The organism is Streptomyces sp. NBC_00435 (assembly GCF_036014235.1).
Taxonomy (GTDB): Bacteria; Actinomycetota; Actinomycetes; order Streptomycetales; family Streptomycetaceae; genus Streptomyces.
The window spans coordinates 5457396-5470700 of the sequence record NZ_CP107924.1 but is presented as its reverse complement, the minus strand read 5'-3'; the positions used below and the strand labels follow the sequence as shown (position 1 = coordinate 5470700).

Genomic DNA, 13305 nt, shown 5'->3' with positions numbered 1-13305 from the left:
TCCTGCTGGGAACCCTCTCACTGGCATCCAACCATGCCCACTCGGACGGCCGCTCATTACCCATGGGTTACCCAGGTGGGACGGGTACGACTCTGGCACGTCCGCCGCGGGCGAGCACCCTGGCGAGACACTCCACGACTTCCGGCTGGAAGTCGTGCCCCGTGCCCAGGCGCAGCCGCTCCAGGGCCTGCAGTGAGCCGCCCGGGTGACGGGCCCCGCCGACGAGGTCGTCGTACGCGTTGACGGTGCGCACGATCCGGGCGGCGACGGGCTGCTCCCGGTACGGGTCCGCCTGCCGCTCCACCACCACCGCGACCTCGGCCGGTACGCCGGTCTGCCGGGCCACCTCCCCGCCCAGCCCGGCGATCCGGCGGGCCTCGGCGGCGGGCAGCTCGGCGGTGGCCCCGGCCGGGACCGGGTCGACGAGGGAGAGCTGCCCGATGTCGTGCATCAGGGCGGCGTACTCCAGCACGGTGAGCTCCCGCTCCGTGAGTCCCAGCTCCCGGCCCACGGCGCAGCTGAGGGCGGCGACCCGGCGGGAATGGCCGGGCCGGGTGTAGCCGGCGATCTCGGTGGCGCGGGCCAGGGAGGTGATGGTCTGGCGGTAGGTGGTGCGGATGGCGGTGATCCGGTGGAAGGACATCTGGGTCAGCAGCAGCGGCACGCTGAACACGGGCACCGCCCACAGTCCCGCGACGGCCACTCCGAGGGCCATGACGACCCCGGTGGCGCAGATCGCCGAGCCGATGCCGACCTGGGCTCGCAGTTCGTCGCGGAGCAGCGGGCCGTAGGGCCAGCCGGTACGGGCCGCGGAGAGGAGGGCGGCCAGGACGGCGTCGCACAAGGCGGTGAGGCCGAGCAGGAACAGCAGGAACAGCACGAGGTACGGGCCCTGGCCGACCCAGTCCTCCAGCCTGCCGGAGTTGTAGAGCGGCTGGAAGCAGACGGCGGCGAAGGTGACGGTGAGGACCCGGCGGGCCAGGTGGTCGAGGGCGGGGCCGCGGCCCCGGGCGATGTGCGGGACGATCCCGACGAGGGCGGCCGCGACGACGACGGCCAGGATCTGCAGGACTCCGTGGTGGGTGGGCTGCCCGGCGGTCTGCCCGAGCAGGGCGTACGCGAGTGCCCCGGCGGATCCGAGCGGCGCGGGCTGCTGTCGGGCGGCGTCCCCCCGGTCGCGGCGGGCGAGCTCGCCGATGGTGATCAGGGTGCCGAAGGCGAGGGCGATGCCCGGGTCGTCCAGGCCGGTCCACAGGGTGTGTCCGAGCGCGGCCGCGGTCAGCGCCCCGGCGGCCCCGCGTACGGTCCCGACGGCCCAGCCCCTCACGTCTGCGCCCCGGAGCCGCCCCCGGCTGCCCCGCCGTCGGCGCCGAGTCCCGCCCGGCCCGGCTCGGGCCCGGCGCCGGGCTCGCCGGCCCGGCCGGCCTGGGCGGGCAGCCCGGCGAGCACCGAACCGGCCCGGTCCGCGTCCGGCGCCACTCCCGGCCCCGGCCCCGCGGAGGCGGCGCCGGCAGCACCGGCACCCGCCGGGATCACCTGGAGGTCTTCCTCCGAGGTCACCTTCGGGTGCCAGCCGTCGCGGCCGATGGAGTCGACGAGCGCCCGCACCATCTCCGGGTCGAACTGCGCCCCCGCGCACCGTTCGAGCTCGGCCAGGGCGACCGGCACCGGCCGGGCCCTGCTGTACGACCGGGTCGAGGTCATCGCGTCGAAGGCGTCGGCGACGGCCACCACCCGGGCCAGCACCGGGATCTGCTCCCCGGTCAGCCCGTACGGGTAGCCGGAGCCGTCCACCCGTTCGTGGTGGTGCAGGATCGCCGCCCGGGCCTCGCCCAGGAAGCCGATGCCGCGCACCATCTCGTGTCCGTACTCGGGGTGGAGTTCGATGATCCGGCGTTCCTCGGGAGTCAGCGGTCCGTCCTTGCGCAGCAGTCGGGTGGGGACGCCGAGTTTGCCCACGTCGTGCAGGATCCCGGCGATGCGGACGACTTCGAGGCGGTCCTCGCCCATGCCCAGCTCGCGGGCGATCATCGCGGAGGCCTGGCCGACCCGCTCGCTGTGGCCGCGCGTGTAGCGGTCCTTGATGTCGACGGCCTGGACCAGCGCCCGGATGGTGGCCTGGTGGGCGGCGCGCTCGCGGTGGTACTGGGCGAAGACCCAGCAGGAGATGTACATCGGCAGCAGGACGAGCAGCGCGGCCGGCAGCCCGTACGGGCTGCGCCACATGACGGCCATCATCAGCCCGGCGAGGCCGTGCACGCAGTGCGGGGCGAGGGAGCGGGTCGCCAGGCCGCGCCAGGCGGTGGCGGCGGGCCGGCGCTCGGCGGCGGACAGGATGCCGCCGTCCAGCGCGGTGAGCACCAGGCAGAAGGCGATGGCCGCGGCGGCGGCGGGCACCATCACGTACGGGAAGTCCGCGACCCAGGCGGCGGGTCCGGCCGCCCCGCCGGCCCCCACCGGTCCGGTCCCGCCGAAGGAGCCTCCGCCCAGGGCCGCGGGCCCGCCCAGCGCTCCGTAGACCTGTCCGGCCGTCCAGGCGGCAATCGCCTGCTGCGCCCCGTGCCAGGTGCGCCGGACCCAGGCGGGGCGCGCGGCGACGGTCCCCGCGAGTCCGCCGGGCAGTGCGACGAGCGCCGCGGCGGCCGGCGGCAGCAGGAACACGGCGGCCAGCACCACGGGGAAGAAGGAGCCGAGTCCCTCGGGCACGCGGCGGCCCATGAGCGGGCAGACCTTGACGAGTTCGCAGCCGAGGTACAGCACGGAGAGCAGGCCGACGGAGGGCCACGGGGTGGCGGAATCGACGAGGGCCGGGAACGCGCACGCGCAGGCCGCGAGGACCGCGCACAGGATGTAGGCGCGCGCCACCGGCGGAAGTACCCGCATGGCGCCCTCCTCCCCCTGTGCCGTGCAAGCTAGGTACCGAATCAAACCAGTACCGAATGGGGAGAATAAGTGGGGCCGGGAGCGAGGTGGACCACATTTTCGCATTGCGCCATGCGGACGCCCCCGGATTACCACCTTCGAGTGAAGGAAGTGCCCTTCCGGGGGCGGCTGTTCGAGATCGTTCAATAAGGGACTACTTCACCGGCGATCTCGGCTTCACCGGTGAACTCGGCTGATTTCAGCCGGTCGCTGATCCCGGCACCGGTTCGGCGGCGGCCGGCTCGGGCGCCCCGGCCGTGATGTCGTGGTCCGGTACGGCCTGCCCCGAACGGATGAGTTCGATCCGTCCCATCACCTTCGAACGCAGGTCGGTCGGTACGTCGTCCGATCCGCAGCAGCGCTTGACCAGCTTCTTCACGGCCTGTTCCAGGCCGTACTTCTCGAGACAGGGATTGCACTCGCCGAAGTGCGCCTCGAACTTCGTGCAGTCGCTGTCCGGCATCTCCTGGTCCAGGAACTCATAAAGGTGGTCCAGGACCTCGGAGCACTCCGTCTCGTGCGCATCTCCGCAGCTCATGAGCCCGAGCCTTTCAGGTCGTTCGACTCTCCCGCGCCGGCCGGGACGAGCCCGCGCTCACGGGCGTAGTCCTCAAGCATTCCACGGAGTTGACGGCGGCCACGGTGCAGTCGCGACATGACCGTACCGATGGGTGTACCCATGATGTCCGCGATCTCCTTGTACGCAAAGCCCTCTACGTCGGCAAGATAGACCGCGATGCGGAACTCCTCCGGAATGGCCTGCAGCGCTTCCTTCACGTCCGAATCGGGCAGGTGGTCGAGAGCCTGCGACTCGGCGGAACGCAGCCCGGTCGACATGTGCGACTCGGCGCGCGCCAGCTGCCAGTCCTCGATCTCCTCCGCCGCGCTGCGCTGGGGTTCGCGCTGCTTCTTGCGGTAGGAGTTGATGAAGGTGTTGGTGAGAATGCGGTACAGCCACGCCTTCAGGTTGGTGCCCTCGCGGAACTGGTGGAACGACGCGTATGCCTTCGCGTACGTCTCCTGGACCAGGTCCTCGGCGTCGGCCGGATTGCGCGTCATGCGCAGAGCGGCCGAGTACATCTGGTCGAGGTAGCCGAGGGCGTCCCTCTCGAAGCGCGCATTGCGCTCCGGGGTCGTCTCCTCCGCGTGGCCTTCGTCGGTCCCGGCGACAGGACCCACCTCCTCCGACTGCGTGGCGGCTCCGAAAGCGGACCCGCTCGAATCGGAGAATAGTCGACCATCCCGGTCGCCCGCCGCCCGAACCTTGCCGCGCCCCGGCGCGGGCAGCACTGTCCAGTCCAGGTCAGCGGCCTGCGGACGGTTCTGGCTGATGACCTGGGTCATGCGTGCCTCTCCTCCGACGTTCCTGTGCGTACCGACATCCGGGACAACAGGCGGCCGGGGCGGCGCATTCCCGGGCGGGGCACGGGTTTCGGACCTAGGACACGGACGTACGTCACACCGCGAGCCGGCCGAGCCACTCGGCCACCGCCCCGGTGATCATCTCCAGGGCCTCCTCCTGCGTCGGCCCCGTCTTCTTCGGCACGGCAAAGCCGTGATCCCCGAACTCCACTTCCACCAGCTCGTACGAACCCGCGCGCGCTCCCCGCTCCGGGAACTCCTCCGGCCGCCCGAAAGCGTCGCGGCCGCCCTGGACCACCAGCGCCGGTCGCCCGGCGCCCAGCAGTTCCTGCGCCCGGGACTTCTCCGGCCGGCCCGGCGGGTGCAGCGGGAAGGCGAGCGCCAGCACCCCCGCCGCGCCCAGGTCGGCGGCGGTCCGGCAGGCCACCCGGGCCCCGGCGCTGCGCCCGCCGGCGACCACCGGCAGCCCGGGCTCCGTGAGCGCGGGCCACAGGGCACGCCAGCCGGCGTCCAGCACCTTGGGCGCGGCGGCGACCTTCTTCCCCGCGACCCGCCAGGGCTGTTCCACCAGCGCCACGGTGACCCCCAGGGCGGGCAGGGCGGCCGCGAGGGCCTGGAGGTCGCGGGCCTCGACCCCGCCGCCGGCCCCGTGGCCGAGGGCGAGCACGAGGCGGGCCCGGCCCGCCGGGGCCGGGTGCCAGGTGATGCGGGCCTCGCCGGCCGGGGTGCCGACGCTCTCGGTGCGCGTGCTCATGCCCCGATCATGCCGGTTCGGGGTGCCCGCCGGAGGGTGGCCGGGGCGGTCAGAAGAGCGTGGCCTCCTCGGGCGCGGCCAGCTCCGCCAGCAGTTCGGGCCCGTTGTTGCGGACGTTGCTCGCGGCCGTGGACACCGGATAGGCGCGCATCAGCCCGCCGGGCGGCGGGGAGAGCAGGGCCTGGAGCTCGTCGGGGTCGGTCCGCGCCGGGTCCAGCCAGGCGTCCCACCGGTCCGGAGTGAGCATGAGCGGCATCCGGGGATGGATGTCGGCGAGTGAGCGCGGCCCCTCGGCCGGGGCCACGCCCAGCGGTCCGGTCTCGGCCTCCGTGGTGATCACCGAACAGGTGGCCCACCAGGCCAGGGGGTGCTCGTCGGGCAGGGTCCGGTCGCGCCAGAACTCGTATATCCCGGCCATGGCGAGGACGGAGCCGTCGGAGGGCAGGACGAAGTAGGGCTGCTTGCGCGCCCGCTTCCTCTTGCCCTCGACCTCCAGCTGCCGCTCGTCGTGGGCGGTGACCCACTCGTAGTAGCCGTCCGCCGGGATGATGCAGCGGCGCTGCGCGAAGGGGCGGCGGAAGGACGGCTTCTCTGCGACGGTCTCGGCCCGGGCGTTGATCATCCGGGCGGCCCCGTCGGGATTCTGTGCCCAGGAAGGGACGAGTCCCCATTTCAGGACCCTGAGCTGGCGAACCGGACGCGGGCTCGCGGCGTCCTTCAGGGGACGGTCGAGGACCACGTGGACCTCTTTCGTCGGGGCCACGTTCCAGTCGGGTGCCAGAGCCTCCTCCGGCTCCCACCGCTCCACGCCGAAGACCTCCACCAGATCCCCGGGCTCTCGACTCGCTGCATACCTTCCGCACATGGCTGCCACACTGCCATGACGCCCGAACCCCATCGCAAGGAGTCCGCCACCTCATGGACAGCAGCACCACGGCCGGTCTGTGGGACCGGCTCACCGGCATACAGACGGCGCCCGACCAGTGGCTGGTGATCGCGACGGGCCTGGCGGCACTGGCCGCCGTGGGCCCCCGGCCGGTGTGGCGGATGTCGCGCAACGCGATCACCATCGCGCACGAGGGCGGCCACGGGCTGCTGGCCCTGCTGACCGGCCGGCGCCTGGACGGGATCCGGCTGCACTCGGATACCAGCGGGGTCACCGTCAGCCGCGGCAGGCCGACCGGCCTCGGGATGGTCCTCACCGCCGCCGCCGGGTACACGGCACCGTCCCTGCTCGGCCTGGGCGGGGCGGCCCTGCTCTCCGCGCACCGGATCACGCTGCTGCTCTGGGCGGCGACCGCCCTGCTGCTGGCCGTGCTGGTGATGATCCGCAACGCGTACGGACTACTGACGGTGCTGGTGACGGGCGCCGGCTTCGTCCTGGTCTCCTGGCTGGCGCCGGCCGATGTGCAGGCGGTGTTCGCGTACGGCGTCGTGTGGTTCCTGCTCCTCGGTGGGGTCCGGCCGGTCTTCGAGCTGGGGGCCAAGCGCCGGCACGGCGGAGCGCCCGACTCGGACGCGGACCAGCTCGGACGCCTCACCCACGTGCACCCCGTGGTGTGGCTCCTGCTCTTCCACGTGGTCTCGCTGTGCTCGCTCGTCGGCGGCGGCCGCTGGCTGCTCGCCCTCTGACCGGCCGCCGCCGGGTCCGCGCCGGCGGGCGTCCGCACGCCGAGACTCCCCCCGTGATCAAGATCTGCGGCCGGTGGAAGCCACTAAAGTGGTGGCCATGACCGAGACCACCGCTCTCCCCGCCCTCTGGCCCGCCCCGCTCGCCGACTCCGCCGTCCAGGCCACCGTCACCGTGCCCGGGTCCAAATCGGTCACCAACCGCGCCCTCGTTCTCGCCGCACTCGCCTCCGAGCCGGGCTGGGTACGCCACCCGCTGCGCTCGCGCGATTCCCAGCTCATGTCCGACGCGCTGCGCGCGCTGGGCGTCGGCATCGAGGAGACCGTCTCCTCCAGCTCCGCGGGCGAGGGCCACAGCGGCGAGGCGTGGCGGATCATCCCGGCCGGGCTGCACGGCCCGGCCACGGTCGACGTCGGCAACGCGGGCACGGTCATGCGCTTCCTGCCGCCCGTCGCCACCCTGGCCACCGGCGACATCCGCTTCGACGGCGACCCGCGTTCCTACGAACGCCCCCTCGGTCAGGTCATCACCGCCCTGCGCACGCTCGGCGCCCGCATCGACGACGACGGCCGCGGGGCGCTGCCCCTGACGGTCCAGGGCGGCGGGGCGCTGGAGGGCGGCACCGTCGAGATCGACGCGACCAACTCCTCGCAGTTCGTCTCCGCGCTGCTGCTCTCCGCCCCGCGGTTCAACCAGGGCGTCGAGGTCCGGCACGTGGGCACCAACCTGCCGTCCATGCCGCACATCCGGATGACGGTGGAGATGCTGCGCGCGGCGGGCGCCCAGGTCGACACCCCGGAGGCGGGCGGCGAGCCGAACGTGTGGCGGGTCGCGCCCAGCGCGCTGCTCGGCCGTGACCTGGTCGTCGAGCCGGACCTGTCCAACGCCCAGCCCTTCCTGGCGGCGGCCATGATCACGGGTGGCACGGTCACCATCCCGGACTGGCCGCGCCGCACCACGCAGCCCGGTGACGCGCTGCGCCGGATCTTCACGGAGATGGGCGGCTCCTGCGAGCTGACCGACGCGGGCCTGGTCTTCACGGGCACCGGCAAGATCCACGGCATCGACGTGGACCTGGGCGAGGTCGGCGAGCTGACCCCCGGCATCGCGGCGGTCGCGGCGCTGGCCGACTCGGAGTCGGTGCTGCGCGGTGTCCAGCACCTGCGGCTGCACGAGACGGACCGGCTGGCGGCGCTCACCAAGGAGATCAACGGGCTGGGCGGCGATGTCACGGAGACCGCGGACGGTCTGCGGATCCGGCCGCGCCCGCTGCACGGCGGCACGTTCCACACGTACGACGACCACCGGATGGCCACGGCCGGCGCGGTGATCGGCCTGGCGGTGGAGGGCGTGCTCGTCGAGAACGTGGCGACGACCGCCAAGACCCTGCCGGACTTCCCGAAGATGTGGACGGACATGCTCGCGCGGGCCGAAGCGGCGCCGGCGGGTGTGGGAGCGTAGGGCCCGTCATGCGCAGGTACGGCAAGCACACCGACGAGGACGACATCCGCCAGCGGCCCAACCCCAAGGGCAACCGGCCGCGTACGACCATCCGCCCCAAGCACGAGGACGCGGCCGAGGGATTCGTCCTGACCGTGGACCGCGGCCGGCTCACCTGCCTGGTCGACGACCGCCCGGTGCACGCGATGAAGGCCCGCGAGCTGGGCCGCAAGGCGGCGGTGGTCGGCGACCGGGTCTGGATCGTCGGTGACCTGTCCGGCAAGAAGGACACCCTCGCCCGCATCGTGCGGATCGAGCCGCGCAAGTCCGTGCTGCGGCGCACGGCCGACGACGACGACCCGTACGAGCGCATCGTCGTCGCCAACGCGGACCAGCTGGCCATCGTGACGGCACTGGCCGACCCCGAGCCGCGGCCCCGGATGATCGACCGCTGCCTGGTGGCGGCGTACGACGCCGGGTTGGAGCCCCTGCTGGTGCTCACGAAGTCCGATCTGACCTCCGCGGACAAGATCCTGGAGATCTACTCGACCTTCGGCCTGAACTACGTGGTCACCAACCGGGAGGAGCTGGCGACGGGCGACGCGGCCGAGCGGGTGCGCGAGCGCCTGAACGGCCGGATCACCGCCTTCGTCGGCCACTCGGGCGTCGGCAAGACCACCCTGGTGAACTCGCTGGTCGCCGAGGGCCGCCAGCGCGCGACCGGCGTGGTCAACTCGGTGACCGGCCGCGGCCGGCACACCACCACCTCGGCGCTCGCGCTCCCGCTGCCGGGCGGGGACGGCTGGGTCATCGACACCCCGGGCGTCCGCTCCTTCGGCCTGCACCACGTGGACCCGTCCCGGGTCATCCTGGCTTTCCCGGAGCTGGTGCCGGGCACGGAGGGCTGCCCGCGCGCCTGCAGCCACGACGAGCCGGACTGCGCGCTCGACAAGTGGGTGGAGGACGGCCACGCCGATCCGGCGCGGCTCTACTCGCTGCGGCGGCTGCTGCAGACGAGGGAGCGCCGCGAGGGCGACTGATCGATGGCCGATCGTCCGGCGGGGTTTGCCGTACGGGATGTCTGGTAAATGCATAATCGCACCAAGTGGCGCGGCGGCCGATGCCAAAAGCGCGCCACATGACGCGGGGAGGCATGCGCCATGGCGTGGTTGCTGGTCGTGGTCGCCGGAATCCTGGAGACGGGATTCGCGGTCTGCCTCAAGCTCTCGCACGGCTTCACCCGGCTGTGGCCTACCGTCGCCTTCGCGTGCTTCGCGCTCGGCAGCTTCGGTCTGCTGACGCTGGCCCTGAAGAAGCTGGACGTGGGGCCGGCGTACGCGGTGTGGACCGGCATCGGGGCCGCCGGGACCGCGATCTACGGGATGATCTTCCTCGGTGACCTGGTCTCCACCCTCAAGCTCGTCTCGATCTCGCTGGTGATCCTCGGGGTCATCGGGCTGCAGCTCTCGGGCTCGGCACACTGAGGCCCGCTCCGTCGACCAGCTGGAGCAGTCCCGCGGAGCCCGGCCCCGGCTGATCGGCCGGGGCGATCAGGTAGGACAGCGCGAGCCGCACGGCCAGCTCGCAGCGGAGCGCCCCCTCCCCCGTCGCGAAGGCGGCATCGGCCCGCTCGCGTACGGCGCGCACCAGCTCGGCGGGGCCCAGGGCGGGCAGCCCCGGCCGTACTCCGCGGCCGGCCGGCACGGGTAAGTTCCCGTTCCAGCACCCCGTCAGCAGGGCCCGTACCAGGGCGCGCTCCCCGGCCGCCCGTCCGGTCCACTCCACTACCGCCGCCAGACGTTCGGCGGACGGGCCCGGCGACGCCAGGGCCCGGTCCACTCCGTCGAGGTACCAGGCGGCGTCGCGCCGGACCAGGGCGTGGCCCAGGCCCGTCTTGCCCGCGAACTCGTTGTAGAGGGTCTGCCGCGAGACCCCGGCGGCGGCCGCCACGTCGACCATCCGCACGGCCGGCCACGGGCGCGCCGAGAGCGCCGCTCCCGCCGCTTCCAGCAAGGACTCCCGGGCCGTCGGCACCGTCGCCTCCCCCTTTGACGTCTCCGCCAGAGTTGACGGACCGACAGATCCTGTCAAGGGTCCGCGTCGGGCAGCGGCCGACCCCGGGCGGACCGCCGGTCGCACCGTGGACGCCGGGCGCGGGGATCCGGGCGCCTCGGTAGGGTTCGGGCATGCCCGAGTATGACGATGACCTGCGCCTTGCCCTCGAACTCGCCGACGCGGCGGACGCCGCCACGATGGAGCGGTTCCGCGCCCTCGACCTGAAGGTCGAGACCAAGCCCGACATGACCCCGGTGAGCGAGGCCGACACCGCCACCGAAGAGATCATCCGGGCTGGGATCTCCGCCGCGCGACCCTCCGACGCCATCCTGGGCGAGGAGTACGGCCTCAAGGGCGACGGCCCGCGCCGCTGGGTCGTGGACCCGATCGACGGTACGAAGAACTACGTGCGCGGGGTCCCGGTCTGGGCGACGCTGATCTCCCTGATGGAGGAGGACGCCCACGGGGTCTTCCGGCCCGTCGTCGGCGTGGTGTCCGCCCCGGCGCTGGGCCGCCGCTGGTGGGCGGCGCGCGGCCAGGGCGCGTACGCGGGGGGCGCGCTCGGCGGGACCACCGCGCTCGGCGTCTCCAAGGTCGCCACCCTGGGCGACGCCTCCTTCGCCTACTCCTCGCTGAGCGGCTGGGAGGAGCAGGGGCGGCTGCCCGGCTTCCTGGACCTGACCCGCGCGTGCTGGCGTACGCGGGGCTACGGCGACTTCTGGCCGTACATGATGGTCGCCGAGGGCTCGCTCGACCTGTGCGCCGAGCCGGAGCTGAACCTGTGGGACATGGCGGCCCTGGCGGTCGTGGTGGAGGAGGCCGGCGGCCGCTTCACCGCTCTGGACGGGGTGGACGGCGTACACGGCGGCAACGCGGCGGCCTCGAACGGGCTGCTGCACGAGCAGATGCTGGACCTGCTGCGCCCGCGCGGCTGACCCGCACCCGGGCCGTGCGCCCATCCCCCTAGCGCGCCCTCTTGATGACACTCCGTGTCCATGGGAATCTGGGACTCCTCCGCTTGTGCGCTTGTGAAGGCCTTCTCTAAGTGCGGGCCCGCACGGCGCACCCCACCCGGGCGGAGGGACTCACAGGAGGTGGCTCTCTTCATGCTCGTCCGCGACGCCATGAGCACCGTGATCCTCACCCTCGGACCCACACACACCCTGCGCCAGGCGGCCAGCCTGATGTCCGGCCGGCGCGTAGGCGCGGCCGTCGTCCTCGATCCCGAACACAGCGGCATCGGCATCCTGACCGAGCGCGACATCCTCAACTCGCTCGGCGCGGGACACGATCCCGACCGGGAGTCCGTAGGTGCGCACACCACCAACAACGTGGTGTTCTGCACCCCGGACGCCACCGTGCAGGAGGCCGCCGAGGCGATGGCACACGGCGGCTTCCGCCATCTGATCGTCCTGGAGCACGGCGGCCCGGTGGGCATCGTCTCCGTACGGGACGTCATCCGCTGCTGGGTCCCGGAGCGGCGCACCACCGTGCCGGCGTAGGAACGACCGACGGGCCGGCGCCCCCTCTCGGGGAGCACCGGCCCGTCGTCCCGCTGCGGCAAGCCGTCGGTCAGCCGCGAAGGGCCTGGACCGCGGTCTCCAGACGCTTGCCGAAGTCACCGTCCGCCTGGCGGAAGTTGTTGATCGCGCGCTCGACGATGTCGTCACGGGAGACCTTGGCGATGAAGCCGGACAGGTTCTCGATCAGACGGGCCTTCTCGTCCTCCGAGTACAGGCGGTAGAGGTTGCCCGCCTGGACGAAGTCGTTGTCCTCGGAGTGCGAGGGCGCGGCGTGGTTGCCGGTGCCGCCGGTGACCGCGGAGGAGACCCACAGCGGACGGTCCGTCTGGTGCGGGCCGCCGAAGCTGTTGGGCTCGTAGTTCTTCGCGCCCGCGTGGCGGCCGTCGTACAGGTAGCCGTCACGGGAGTTGGTACGCGCCTCGGTGGCGTGCGGGCGGTTCACCGGCAGGTGGTCGGCGTTGATGCCGACACGGTAGCGGTGCGCGTCGCCGTAGCCGAAGAGACGGCCCTGGAGCATCTTGTCCGGGGACGGACCGATGCCGGGGACGAAGTGCGCCGGCGAGAAGATCGACTGCTCGACCTCGGCGAAGACGTTCTCCGGGTTGCGGTTGAGCTCCAGCTTGCCGATCTCGACCAGCGGGTAGTCCGCGTGCGGCCACACCTTGGTGAGGTCGAACGGGTTGAAGCGGTACTCGGCCGCCTCGGCCGCCGGCATGATCTGGACCTGCACGGTCCAGGACGGGAAGTCGCCGCGCTCGATGGACTCGCGCAGGTCGCGCTGGTGCGAGTCGGGGTCCTCACCGGCGAGCTGGTTGGCCTCGGCCTGGGTGAGGTTCTTGATGCCCTGGTCGGTCTTGAAGTGGTACTTGACCCAGAAGACCTCGCCGGCCTCGTTGTTCCACTGGAACGTGTGCGAGCCGAAGCCGTTCATGTGGCGGTAGGACGCCGGGATGCCGCGGTCACCGAACAGCCAGGTCACCTGGTGGGTGGACTCGGGCGACAGACCCCAGAAGTCCCAGACGTTGTCCGCCTCCTGCGAGCCGGTGTACGGGTCGCGCTTCTGGGTGTGGATGAAGTCGGGGAACTTGATGGCGTCCTTGATGAAGAACACCGGGGTGTTGTTGCCGACGAGGTCGTAGTTGCCCTCTTCGGTGTAGAACTTCAGCGCCCAGCCGCGGGGGTCGCGCACCGCGTCGGCGCTGCCGAGGTTGCCCGCGACGGTGGAGAAGCGCAGGAAAGTCTCGGTCTCCTTGCCGACCTCGGACAGGAACTTCGCACGGGTCCACTGCGAGACGTCACGGGTCAGCGTGAAGGTGCCGTACGCACCGGCGCCACGGGCGTGCACCACGCGCTCCGGGATGCGCTCACGGTTGAAGTGCGCGAGCTTCTCGAGCAGCAGCTGGTCCTGGACCAGAACGGGCCCGCCGATGCCGGCGGTCTCGCTGTTCTGGTTGTCAGCGACCGGAGCTCCGGCCTCCGTGGTGAGCGGTCCCTGCGTCACGTGCGCCTCCTGCGTAAATTTGCTGCAAATGCTGTCCTGTCCTAACGTAACCGATCCTACGATGGACTTTGTCTAAGTCAAGTAAGCATCCAAGTCGAAACGGATTCGGGAGTTACAC

Annotated in this window: 14 protein-coding genes; 6 read left to right on the top strand and 8 right to left on the bottom strand. The window is 72.2% G+C overall.

What is annotated here, in order from left to right; all coding sequences use genetic code 11:
* Positions 1-67: 67 nt before the first annotated feature.
* The 6 genes from OG389_RS25235 to OG389_RS25210 all read right to left on the bottom strand — a co-directional run bounded on the left by OG389_RS25235 (position 68) and on the right by OG389_RS25210 (position 5903).
* The gene (locus OG389_RS25235) at positions 68-1327 is read right to left on the bottom strand and encodes an HD-GYP domain-containing protein (protein WP_328300726.1); all 1260 of its coding nucleotides are present in this window, start codon (positions 1325-1327) and stop codon (positions 68-70) included.
* Entirely contained in the window at positions 1324-2883 is a 1560-nt protein-coding gene (locus OG389_RS25230) for an HD-GYP domain-containing protein (RefSeq protein WP_328300725.1), read from the bottom strand. Before OG389_RS25230 ends, OG389_RS25235 begins: the two co-directional genes overlap by 4 nt.
* A 238-nt stretch (positions 2884-3121) precedes the next feature.
* A complete protein-coding gene (gene rsrA, locus OG389_RS25225; protein WP_328300724.1) occupies positions 3122-3460 on the bottom strand; it encodes a mycothiol system anti-sigma-R factor in 339 nt (112 codons plus the stop codon).
* Complete coding sequence (locus OG389_RS25220; RefSeq protein WP_008741505.1) at positions 3457-4101, bottom strand: sigma-70 family RNA polymerase sigma factor; 645 nt, start codon at positions 4099-4101, stop codon at positions 3457-3459. Before OG389_RS25220 ends, rsrA begins: the two co-directional genes overlap by 4 nt.
* A gap of 277 nt (positions 4102-4378) precedes the next feature.
* The gene (locus OG389_RS25215) at positions 4379-5038 is read right to left on the bottom strand and encodes an alpha/beta hydrolase family protein (protein WP_328300723.1); all 660 of its coding nucleotides are present in this window, start codon (positions 5036-5038) and stop codon (positions 4379-4381) included.
* A gap of 49 nt (positions 5039-5087) precedes the next feature.
* A complete protein-coding gene (locus tag OG389_RS25210) occupies positions 5088-5903 on the bottom strand; it encodes an SOS response-associated peptidase (RefSeq protein ID WP_328300722.1) in 816 nt (271 codons plus the stop codon).
* Positions 5904-5956: 53 nt separating this feature from the next.
* Between OG389_RS25210 and OG389_RS25205 the strand changes: the two genes are divergently transcribed.
* The 4 genes from OG389_RS25205 (at position 5957) to OG389_RS25190 (ending at position 9592) form a co-directional block, all read left to right on the top strand.
* A complete protein-coding gene (locus tag OG389_RS25205; RefSeq protein WP_328300721.1) occupies positions 5957-6670 on the top strand; it encodes a M50 family metallopeptidase in 714 nt (237 codons plus the stop codon).
* A 97-nt stretch (positions 6671-6767) separates the two neighbouring features.
* Positions 6768-8129 (top strand): 3-phosphoshikimate 1-carboxyvinyltransferase, encoded by a 1362-nt coding sequence (gene aroA / locus OG389_RS25200; RefSeq protein WP_328300720.1) that lies wholly within the window; start codon positions 6768-6770, stop codon positions 8127-8129.
* Between the two features lie 8 nt (positions 8130-8137).
* A complete protein-coding gene (rsgA, locus tag OG389_RS25195; RefSeq protein WP_328300719.1) occupies positions 8138-9148 on the top strand; it encodes a ribosome small subunit-dependent GTPase A in 1011 nt (336 codons plus the stop codon).
* A gap of 120 nt (positions 9149-9268) precedes the next feature.
* A complete protein-coding gene (locus OG389_RS25190; RefSeq protein ID WP_328300718.1) occupies positions 9269-9592 on the top strand; it encodes a DMT family transporter in 324 nt (107 codons plus the stop codon).
* Here the strand turns inward: OG389_RS25190 and OG389_RS25185 are convergent.
* Entirely contained in the window at positions 9558-10142 is a 585-nt protein-coding gene (locus OG389_RS25185) for a TetR/AcrR family transcriptional regulator (RefSeq protein WP_328300717.1), read from the bottom strand. The two genes, OG389_RS25190 and OG389_RS25185, sit on opposite strands and share 35 nt — an antisense overlap.
* A gap of 152 nt (positions 10143-10294) precedes the next feature.
* Between OG389_RS25185 and hisN the strand changes: the two genes are divergently transcribed.
* Together hisN and OG389_RS25175 are read left to right on the top strand one after the other, a co-directional pair.
* On the top strand, positions 10295-11098 hold the full coding sequence (gene hisN / locus OG389_RS25180) for a histidinol-phosphatase (RefSeq protein ID WP_328300716.1): 804 nt from the start codon (positions 10295-10297) through the stop codon (positions 11096-11098).
* Positions 11099-11269: 171 nt separating this feature from the next.
* Positions 11270-11665 carry a CBS domain-containing protein gene (locus tag OG389_RS25175; protein WP_328304077.1) on the top strand — a complete coding sequence of 132 codons (396 nt, stop codon included), beginning with the start codon at positions 11270-11272 and terminating at the stop codon, positions 11663-11665.
* Positions 11666-11735: 70 nt separating this feature from the next.
* Here the strand turns inward: OG389_RS25175 and OG389_RS25170 are convergent, their stop codons facing one another.
* The gene (locus OG389_RS25170; protein ID WP_328300715.1) at positions 11736-13187 is read right to left on the bottom strand and encodes a catalase; all 1452 of its coding nucleotides are present in this window, start codon (positions 13185-13187) and stop codon (positions 11736-11738) included.
* Between the last annotated feature and the right edge of the window lie 118 nt (positions 13188-13305).

What these genes read in the sequence shown, in the direction of transcription:
- OG389_RS25175 (WP_328304077.1), top strand. Translation starts at nt 11,270, where the DNA reads ATGCTCGTCCGCGACGCCATGAGCACCGTGATCCTCACCCTCGGACCC.
- OG389_RS25190 (WP_328300718.1), top strand. Translation starts at nt 9,269, where the DNA reads ATGGCGTGGTTGCTGGTCGTGGTCGCCGGAATCCTGGAGACGGGATTC.
- rsgA (WP_328300719.1), top strand. Translation starts at nt 8,138, where the DNA reads ATGCGCAGGTACGGCAAGCACACCGACGAGGACGACATCCGCCAGCGG.
- OG389_RS25205 (WP_328300721.1), top strand. Translation starts at nt 5,957, where the DNA reads ATGGACAGCAGCACCACGGCCGGTCTGTGGGACCGGCTCACCGGCATA.
- hisN (WP_328300716.1), top strand. Translation starts at nt 10,295, where the DNA reads ATGCCCGAGTATGACGATGACCTGCGCCTTGCCCTCGAACTCGCCGAC.
- rsrA (WP_328300724.1), bottom strand. Translation starts at nt 3,460, where the DNA reads ATGAGCTGCGGAGATGCGCACGAGACGGAGTGCTCCGAGGTCCTGGAC.
- OG389_RS25230 (WP_328300725.1), bottom strand. Translation starts at nt 2,883, where the DNA reads ATGCGGGTACTTCCGCCGGTGGCGCGCGCCTACATCCTGTGCGCGGTC.
- aroA (WP_328300720.1), top strand. Translation starts at nt 6,768, where the DNA reads ATGACCGAGACCACCGCTCTCCCCGCCCTCTGGCCCGCCCCGCTCGCC.
- OG389_RS25215 (WP_328300723.1), bottom strand. Translation starts at nt 5,038, where the DNA reads ATGAGCACGCGCACCGAGAGCGTCGGCACCCCGGCCGGCGAGGCCCGC.
- OG389_RS25210 (WP_328300722.1), bottom strand. Translation starts at nt 5,903, where the DNA reads ATGTGCGGAAGGTATGCAGCGAGTCGAGAGCCCGGGGATCTGGTGGAG.